5 protein-coding genes are annotated in these 6,569 nt (G+C 72.6%); all 5 read left to right on the top strand.

Features of this window, described 5'->3' with window-relative positions; genetic code table 11:
* Positions 1 to 470: 470 nt before the first annotated feature.
* Genes G3I53_RS12320 through G3I53_RS12300 form a run of 5 tightly spaced genes read left to right on the top strand, consistent with a single transcriptional unit; the run spans position 471 to position 6,502 of the window.
* On the top strand, positions 471 to 2,378 hold the full coding sequence (locus tag G3I53_RS12320) for an ABC transporter substrate-binding protein (protein WP_164333073.1): 1,908 nt from the start codon (positions 471 to 473) through the stop codon (positions 2,376 to 2,378).
* A 17-nt stretch (positions 2,379 to 2,395) separates the two neighbouring features.
* Entirely contained in the window at positions 2,396 to 3,475 is a 1,080-nt protein-coding gene (locus G3I53_RS12315; protein WP_164333072.1) for an ABC transporter permease, read from the top strand.
* Positions 3,472 to 4,473 (top strand): ABC transporter permease, encoded by a 1,002-nt coding sequence (locus G3I53_RS12310; protein ID WP_239063820.1) that lies wholly within the window; start codon positions 3,472 to 3,474, stop codon positions 4,471 to 4,473. Before G3I53_RS12315 ends, G3I53_RS12310 begins: the two co-directional genes overlap by 4 nt.
* Positions 4,470 to 5,477, top strand: a complete 1,008-nt coding sequence (locus G3I53_RS12305) for an ABC transporter ATP-binding protein (RefSeq protein WP_164333071.1) — start codon at positions 4,470 to 4,472, stop codon at positions 5,475 to 5,477. The genes G3I53_RS12310 and G3I53_RS12305 overlap by 4 nt, the downstream gene beginning before the upstream one ends.
* Entirely contained in the window at positions 5,474 to 6,502 is a 1,029-nt protein-coding gene (locus tag G3I53_RS12300) for an ABC transporter ATP-binding protein (RefSeq protein ID WP_164333070.1), read from the top strand. Before G3I53_RS12305 ends, G3I53_RS12300 begins: the two co-directional genes overlap by 4 nt.
* Positions 6,503 to 6,569: the final 67 nt, after the last annotated feature.

Here is a 6,569-nt window from a genome sequence, read left to right as displayed (position 1 = left end):
AGGCGGGCCATCCGCAGCCGCCGGCGGACCAGTCGTACCCGCTGGCCCAGCCGCAGGCCCAGCCCCAGCCCCCCGCCCAGCCGCAGCAGCAGCCGGGGCAGACGCCGCCGCCCCAGCAGTAGGCGACCGCCAGCAGGAGACCGCCCGTCGGCAACCCCGCCGCGCGGAGCGGCACCGTTCACCCCGATCGGCCCCTTTCGAGGGGCCGGTCCGCTTTTCGGCCCGCGTCGTCGGCGGACGGCGCGGGCCGTCGTGCGCCAAGGGGCGGAATCCGGCCGTCAGGCCCTGGCCTGGAGCGCTTCAGTGGTCTCGACCAATGGGCGCGAAAAGCTCGTCAATTCGTTATTTCCGCAGGCCACATGGGGTGCACGCGCCGTTGACGGTGGCTGACACCGCTGATAGACACACTCATCACCCACCTGATCAACCCGTCCTTTCCGTGCGAGCGATGACGCGAGGTCAGCCCTCTTATGGACATGAACGACAGGTACGGCGGGGCCCCCGGCGAGCGGCGCCCGCACCCCCACTCCGGGCCCCGGCGCGGTTCCCTCCCGGGCGGCCCGCTCCGGCTCGTCGCGGCGGCCGGTGCGGCGGCCCTGACGCTGACCGCCGGGCTCGTGACCCCGCTCAACCCGGCGCCGCAGCAGGCCGAGGCGGCCGACGACGGCAAGAAGGTGCTCACCGTCGCGGTGGCGCAGAGCGTCGACTCGCTCAGCCCGTTCCTGGCGGTGCGCCTGCTCAGCACGAGCATCCACCGGCTCACGTACGAGTACCTGACGAACTACGACCCCGAGGACAACCACGTCGTCCCGGGGCTCGCCACCGAGTGGAAGTCGTCGCCGGACAAGCTGACCTGGACGTACACCATCCGCTCGGACTCCACGTGGTCCGACGGGAAGCAGGCCACGGCCGAGGACGCGGCCTGGACGTTCAACACGATGATGACCGACGAGGGGGCGGCGACCGCCAACGGCAGCTTCGTCGCCAACTTCGAGAAGGTCACCGCGCCCAGCCCGACCGAACTGGTCATCAAGCTGAAGAAGCCGCAGGCCACGATGACGGCGCTGGACGTGCCGATCGTGCCCAAGCACGTGTGGGAGAAGGTCGACGACTACGCGAAGTTCAACAACGACAAGGACTTCCCCCTCGTCGGCAACGGGCCGTTCGTCCTCACCGACTACAAGGCCGACAGCTATGTGCGGCTGAAGCCCAACAAGACCTTCTGGCGCGGGGCGCCGAAGTTCGACGAACTGGTCTTCCGCTACTACAAGGACCAGGACGCGGCCGTGTCGGCGCTGCGCAAGGGCGAGGTGTCCTTCGTGGCCGGGTCGCCGTCGCTGACGCCCGCGCAGGCGGCCTCGCTGGAGAAGGACGAGAACATCCGGGTCAACGACGCACCCGGCCGCCGCTTCTACGCCCTCGCCACCAACCCGGGCGCGAAGGCGAAGAACGGCGAGAAGATGGGCGACGGGCACCCCTCGCTGCTCGACCGGAGGGTGCGCAACGCGCTGTTCATGGCGGTGGACCGCAAGACGGTCATCGACAAGGTGTTCCAGGGGCACGCCGTCGAGGGCGCGGGCTACATACCGCCGCGTTTCCCGCAGTACTTCTGGGAGCCGTCGGCCGGGCAGGAGCTGGCGTACGACCCGGAGAAGGCGGCCGCGCTCCTCGACGAGGCGGGGTACACGGTCGACGGTGACGGCAAGCGGGTCGGCAAGGACGGCAAGCCGATCACGTACCGCGTGCTGTGCCACGCCACCGACCCGAACGACAAGGCCATCGGCAAGTACCTCCAGGAGTGGTGGGGCGACCTCGGTATCGGTGTCACGCTCAACTGCCTGGACAACGTGACCGATCCATGGCTGGCGGGCGAGTACGACCTGGCCTTCGACGGCTGGTCGGTCAACCCGGACCCGGACTTCGTACTGTCCATCCACACGTGTGCGGCGCTGCCGGCGACGCCCAAGGACACCGGCGCGACCGACAACTTCATCTGTGACAAGAAGTACGACGAGCTGTACGAGCGGCAGCTCGCCGAGTACGACCCGGACCGACGCGCGGACCTGGTACGGCAGATGGAGTCGCGGCTGTACGACCTCGGGTACATGAACGTCATGGCGTACCCGAACGCGGTCGAGGCCTACCGCACGGACCACATCGAGTCGATCACGACGATGCCGGCGAAGGCGGGCAACATCTACGGCCAGGACGGCTACTGGAGCTGGTGGTCCGCGGTGCCGGCGGACTCCGGTGACACCGGGGGCGGCTCCTCGTCGACCGGTGTGGTCGTCGGGATCGTCGCGGGTGCCGTGGTCCTCGCGGGGCTGGGGGCGTTCGTGGCACTGCGGCGGCGGGCCACCGCCGACGACCGCGAGTAGGCGGCGAACGGCTCCCGATGACCGCTGACGCAGCATCCGCGCCCGTGGAGGGCGCGCCGCAGGCCGCCGGTCCGGTGAAGGACGGACCGGCGGCCGGCCGCGGCCCGCGGGCCCGCACCGCGACCGGCTATCTGCGGTACGTGGCGGGCAAGCTGGCCGGTGCGGCCGTGTCCCTGTTCGCCGTCCTCGTCACCAGCTTCTTCCTCTTCCGGCTGATCCCCGGCGACCCGGTGAAGTTCATGACCGGGGGACGTCAGGTGTCGGCGGAGCAACTGGCCGCCTACCGCCGGGAGTTCGGGCTGGACCTGCCGATGTGGCAGCAGTTCACCGATTACTGCGGCAAGGCGCTCACCGGCGACCTGGGCACCTCGTACCAGTTCCGCGCGCCGGTCGTCGACAAGATCACCGAGGCGTTGCCGAACACCCTGCTGCTCACCGGTACCGCCTTCGTGCTCTACACGGTGCTGGGCATCCTGCTCGGCACCCGCTCGGCGTGGCGGCACGGGCGCGTGGGCGACCGGGTCCACACGGGTCTGGCGCTGACGCTGTACTCGGTGCCGTCGTTCTGGCTCGGGCTGCTGCTGATCATCACGCTGTCGGTGGGCATCGGCTCGGTCCCGGGCCTGTTCCCGACCGGCGGGATGGAGTCGGGCGGCGAGGAGGGCTTCGCGCATGTCCTGGACGTGGCGCACCACCTGGTGCTGCCGGTGGTGACCCTGGTGGCGGTCGAGTACGGGCAGACGCTGCTGGTGACGCGGTCGGCGCTGCTGGACGAGATGGGCAGCGACTACCTGACGACCGCGCGGGCCAAGGGGCTGCGCGACGACCTGGTGCGCCGCCGCCACGCGGTGCCCAACGCGCTGCTGCCGACGGTGACGCTCATCTTCATCAATCTGGGGCGGACCGTGGCGGGCGTGATCCTGGTGGAGACGGTCTTCTCCTGGCCGGGTCTCGGCGGGCTGTTCTACCAGGCGCTGAGCGTGCCCGATCTGCCGTTGGTGCAGGGCCTGTTCTTCGTGTTCGCGGCCGCGGTCATCCTGATGAACACGCTGGCCGACCTGATCTATCCGCTGCTCGACCCCCGGGTGGGCCGATGACGACCGACCACGACGGCTCCACCGGTGTCCCGGAGCAGGATCCCGCCGCCCCGCCCGCGGCGGCCGCCACCGCCGGCCGGGGAACACCGGCTCCCGGCGGCGGGAAGACGTCCGGGCGGTCACCGGCCCGGCAGCGGCGGCGCGCCTCGGTGGCCCGCTTCTGGCGGCAGTACCGCACCCACCGGGCCGGTGTCTGCGGGCTGGCGGCGCTGCTGCTGTTCGGGCTGCTGGCGCTGGCCGCGCCGCTGCTGGTGGGCTCCGACGTCGACAACGTGACGGACGCGCCGGGCGACGCCCTGGAGGGGCCCAGTGCGGCGTTCCCGTTCGGCACCGACCAGTTCGGGCGGAACCTGCTCGGCCTGGTGATCTGGGGCGCCCGGGTGTCGCTCCTGGTGGGGCTGCTGGCAGCGGTGCTGTCGGTGGCCATCGGCACGCTGATCGGGGTGACCGCGGGGCACTTCCGCGGCTGGTACGCGACGGTGATGATGCGCGTCACCGACTGGTTCCTGGTGATGCCGACCCTGGTGCTGGCGATCGCGCTGGCCAGTGTGATGCCGCGCTCGCTGGTCACCATCGTGGTGGCGATCGGGGTGACCACCTGGCCGACCACGGCCCGGCTGGTCCGGGCGCAGACCCTCGCGGTGGAGACCCGGCCCTACATCGAGCGGGCGCGGGCGCTGGGCGGCGGGCACTGGCACGTCATGAGCCGGCACGTGCTGCCCAATGTGATGCCGCTGGTGCTCGCCCAGACCACCCTGATCATCTCGTCGGCGATCCTGGCCGAGGCGACGCTGGCGTTCCTCGGGCTCAGCGACCCCACGGTCGTCTCGTGGGGCGGCCTGCTGCAGGACGCCCGGGAGGCGGGCGCGGTCAGCTCCGGCCACTGGTGGTACCTGGTGCCGCCGGGCCTGGCCATCGCCGGGGTGGCGCTTGCGTTCACGCTCTGCGGGCGGGCCGTCGAGTCCGTCCTCAACCCCAGGCTGGGGGTGTCCCGTTGAGTCTGCTCGAGGTCAGGGACCTGACCGTGACGTACCCCGGCGGGGTGGCCGCCGTGCGCGGGGTGGACCTGTGGCTGGAGGCGGGCCGCAAACTGGGGATCGCCGGGGAGTCGGGCTGCGGCAAGTCCACGCTGGCGCTGGCCCTGCTGCGGCTGCTGCCCGCCGGGACGCGCACCGGCGGGCAGGTGCTGCTGGACGGTGAGGACGTGCTGGCCATGAAGTGGGGCCGGGTCCGGGCGGTCCGGTGGGCCGGGGCCTCGATCGTGTTCCAGGGCGCGATGCACTCCCTGAACCCGGTGCACCGGATCGGCGACCAGATCGCCGAGCCGATCCTGCTGCACCGCCGGGCGACACCCGCCGGGGCCCGGCGCAGGGCCGGGGAGCTGCTGGAACACGTGGGCCTCCCGGCGGCCCGGGCGGCGGCCTACCCGCACGAGCTGTCCGGCGGACAGCGTCAGCGGGTGATGATCGCCATGGCCCTGGCCTGCGATCCGCGGCTGATCGTCGCCGACGAGCCGACGACCGCGCTCGACGTGATGATCCAGGCGCAGATCCTGCGGCTGATCGAAGGGCTGGTCGCCGACCAGGACGTCGGTCTGATCATGATCAGCCACGATCTGGCGGTGCTCGCCGACACCTGCGACCGGCTCGCGGTGATGTACGCGGGCCGGGTCGTCGAGGAGGGCCCCGCCGCCGAGGTGTACACGGCCGCCCGCCACCCGTACGCGGCGGCGCTGTCGGCGGCCTTCCCGCGGATCGGTGACCCGTCGTCCCGGTTCGCGCCGCGGGGCCTGGCGGGGGATCCGCCGGATCCGTCGGCGCTGCCGCCGGGCTGCACGTTCCATCCGCGGTGCCCGGTGGCGCTGGAGTCCTGCGCGGTGGACGACCAGCCCCTGCGCGAGGTGGACGGGGACCGGCGGGCGGCCTGTGTACGGGTCGGCGAGGACCACACGGGGGCGCCCGCGGCGGCACCCCTGCAGAAGGCGAGGCGCAGCACCCCATGACCAGCTCCCCCACTCCCGCCGGCCCGCTGCTGAGCGCCCGGGACCTGCGGGTCGCCTTCCCCGGACGGCGCGGCACGCCGGGTGCCCGTGCCGTGGACGGCGTCGACCTCGACATCCGCGCCGGTGAGATCGTCGCCCTGGTCGGCGAGTCGGGCTGCGGCAAGACGACGCTGGCCCGCGCGCTGCTCGGCCTGGTGCGGCCCACCGGGGGCGGGGTCGCCTTCGACGGCCGGCCGCTGGAGTACTCCGGCCGGGCGCTCAAGGCGTACCGCCGGCGCGTGCAGTTGGTGCTCCAGGACCCCAGCGGCTCGCTCAACCCCCGGCACACGGTGTACGACGCGGTCGCCGAGGGCCTGCGCATCCACGGTCACGCCGGTGACGAGCGGGCGGCGGTGGCCGACGCCCTGTCCCGGGCCGGGCTGCGGCCTCCGGAGCGGTTCCTCCTGCGCTACCCGCACGAGCTGTCGGGCGGCCAGCGGCAGCGCGTGGTGATCGCGGGCGCGCTGGTGCTGGATCCCGAACTCCTCGTCGCGGACGAGCCGGTGGCGTCCCTCGACGCCTCGGTACGCGGTGAGATCCTCGCCCTGCTGCTCCGGCTGCGCGGCGAACTCGGCCTGTCCGCGCTGGTGGTGACGCACGATCTGGGGCTGGCGTGGAACATCGCCGACCGGGTGGCGGTGATGTATCTGGGCCGGATCGTGGAGAGCGGGGCGGTGGAGCAGGTGCTGACCGCTCCCCAACACCCCTACACCCGCGCGCTGTTGTCGGTGCTGCCCGAGGCGCCGGGCGAGCCGGTGGTGCTCAGCGGCGAGCCGCCGGACCCGTCCCGCATCCCGGGCGGCTGCCGCTTCCACGCCCGCTGCCAGGTCCTGGCGAGCGGGGAGGCCGGCCGCGCGGGTGTCGCGGACGCCTGCCGGACCGTGGACCCCGGGATGCTGGACGGCGGCGACACACCCCAGGTCGCCTGCCACTGGGCCCGCGCGACGCGGGCCGCCGAGGCGGACGGCGTGCCGTCGGAACACTGACCGGACCGGCCGGCGGGGACTGACCGGATGAGTCGGCGGGCGAGGTACGGCGAGCGCTGACCGGACC

It is taken from the genome of Streptomyces sp. SID14436, assembly GCF_010548465.1.
Lineage (GTDB): Bacteria > Actinomycetota > Actinomycetes > Streptomycetales > Streptomycetaceae > Streptomyces.
Note: the sequence above shows the minus strand (reverse complement) of the source record. Positions and strands in the feature narration are given on the sequence as shown.